This is a genomic window from Verrucomicrobiales bacterium (assembly GCA_016793885.1).
In the GTDB taxonomy this organism is placed as follows: domain Bacteria; phylum Verrucomicrobiota; class Verrucomicrobiia; order Limisphaerales; family UBA11320; genus UBA11320.
In genome coordinates this window covers 1-2,624 of the sequence record JAEUHE010000255.1, presented here as the reverse complement: position 1 = coordinate 2,624, position 2,624 = coordinate 1, and the positions used below count along the sequence as shown (strand labels likewise).

2 protein-coding genes are annotated in these 2,624 nt (G+C 60.3%); both read left to right on the top strand.

Features of this window, described 5'->3' with window-relative positions:
• Nucleotides 1-1,302: N-6 DNA methylase (locus tag JNN07_27890; protein MBL9171585.1), on the top strand; the 1,302-nt coding region annotated here is incomplete at its 5' end.
• Between the two features lie 76 nt (nucleotides 1,303-1,378).
• Nucleotides 1,379-2,624: hypothetical protein (locus JNN07_27885; GenBank protein MBL9171584.1), on the top strand; the 1,246-nt coding region annotated here is incomplete at its 3' end.

The window sequence follows — 2,624 nt, the reverse complement described above, 5'->3', positions numbered from 1 at the left end:
GCATTCGAGCCGTTCGATCCGGCCGGGCGCGAACGGATCCGCAAGCGCATCAAGCCGCTCTTCGAGGCCGTCAAGAAAAAGTACGACAGCCTCTTCAAGGGCAACGAAGAAATCACCCTGTCCGACCGCGCCCTGGCCTTCATCGTCTCCGAACTGGCCCGCTATGACTTTGGCCGCACCGACGTCGATGCCAAAGGCACGGCTTACCAGGAGATCGTGGGCACCAACCTGCGCGGTGATCGCGGCCAGTACTTCACCCCGCGTGGCGCCATCCGACTCGTCGTGCAGATGCTCGCACCGCAAGAGCATGAGCGGGTACTGGATTCGTCATGTGGTACGGGGGGCTTTCTCGTCGAGACCTTGAACTACATGAACAAGGTGTTCCACGACGAGTGGCAGATCAAGTCCGGTGAGGAAGATACGGAGGAGTTCATCTCCATCCGTGACCGTCTCGCCAACTACGCGGCCAAGAACCTGTTCGGTGCCGACTTCGACCCCTTCCTGGTGCGTGCTGCACAGATGAACGTGATGATGGCCGGTAACTCGCTGGGCCACCTCTATCACATGAACTCGCTGGAGTTTCCGCATGGCGACCTGCCGGGTGTTCAGCCGGCAAACGACAACATCCCGCTAGGCTCCATCGACGTCCTGATGACGAACCCGCCGTTCGGCTCCGATATTCCCGTCACCGAGCGGACCATCCTCGAGCAGTACGAGCTCGCCCGCCGCTGGGAGCGGCAAGGCAATGGCTTCGTGATGACCAACGCCATCAAGCCCGCCGTATCGCCCGAAGTGCTGTTCATCGAGCGGTGCGTCAAGTGGCTCAAGCCGGGCGGTCGAACAGGCATCGTCCTGCCCGACGGCATCCTGGGCAATCCGGGTGACGAGTACATCCGCTACTGGATCCTGCGCCACTGCTGGGTGCTGGCCAGCATCGACCTACCAGTGGAGTCGTTCATCGTCGAAGCTAACGTCAATATCCTCACCAGCTTGCTCTTCCTCAAGCGCAAGCCTGACGAAGTCATCCAGGCCGAGGACCTTGGGCAGAAGCAGGACTATCCGGTGTTCATGGCCGTGGCCGAGAAGGTGGGTTTCGACCGCCGTGGTAACACCCTCTACAAGCGCCACCCGGACGGTGAGGAGATTCTCGAGGATGTGAACGTACCGGAAAAGGTACGCATTGGCGGTCGAATGGAGACCCGCATCCTCCAGCGGAAGGAGCGCATCCTCGACGACGACCTACCTGAGATCGCCAAAGCCTACACGGCGTTCCGGACCCAACACCCGGAGCCGGGTAAATGACCGCGCGACTTGCAGACATCCGTTTGGGTTCGTTGGACGTCATCCAGCCCCCCTCACACCAGATGCAGAGACCAGCATGAGCGGCGTGAAATGGAAAGCCGTGCGCGCAGCATGGCTTGAAGAGGGCGGACGACGACTGGACTGCAACCCGTACATGTCGGGAGCGCAGGAGGCACGGGACACGCTCAAGCAACTGCAGGTGCGGAAGGATGCACTTCGGACCCTGACCTCCGGATATGCAGGAGGCATTTACAACGGGCCAATGTTCAAGCGGAACTACGTTGAGTCGTCTGAGCATGGCGTGCCATTTATCAGCAGCGGCTCCATGTTGTTGGCAGACTTGAGCACACTGCCGCTGCTGCGCAAAAAGGACGCGGAGTCGTCGCGTTTGTCGTACTTGAGACTGCGCCCGGGGATGATGCTGATCTCTTGCTCCGGCACCATTGGCCGCATGACCTATGTTCGCCCAGACATGGATGGCGTCTGGTCATCACAGGATGTGCTGAAGGTCGTTCCCAACCCTGAGCGTATTGCTCCTGGCTACCTATACGCCTTCCTGTCAGGCCGCTACGGCGTGCCCTTGGTGGTTTCGGGCACCTATGGCGCCATCATTCAGCACATCGAGCCCGAGCACATCGCGGATTTGCCCGTGCCGAGGTTTGCTTCTGCGATCGAGGAAGCCATTGCCGCGAAGGTCGACGCCGCTGCGGAAGCGCGTGCCGAGGCTGTCACCCTGCTGCACGAGGCGACTCAGTGCTTGCGTAACACCCTTGGGCTTCCATCGCCAACGCCGGTTGCAGCATTGCCCAAGCCGGACGTCACCTCGGTATCCAGTCGTACCTTCCAGGATCGCGGTGATGCGTACTACTACGGGGCGAGAAACGCAGAGTCTCGCGCCGCATTTGACCGTCTGACGGTTAATCGTCAGCTCGGAGAAGTCGCTGAGGTCTTTATTCCGGGGATCTTCAAGCGCCTGTACGCATCCGATCCCCAGTACGGTAGCCCATACATCACAGGCGGTGACGCGTTCGAGTTGGCTCCCACATCGGACAAGTGCCTCATGAAGCGGATTGCCGCTGAGTACCGCTTGCTGCTCAAGCGAGGAATGATCGTGGTCCAAGAGGCCGGTCAGCTTGGCGGCTTGATTGGACGGTCTGTGATGGTTGGGCGCCACCTCGACAGCTTTTCCTGCAGCAACAACATGATCCGGATCGTCCCTGAAGACGACATCGACGGAGGGTATCTCTTTGCCCTTTTGTCTAGCGAACATGGCGTTCGCCTCCTATCCCGGGAGGCTGCGGGTTCGAGCATCCCACACACCG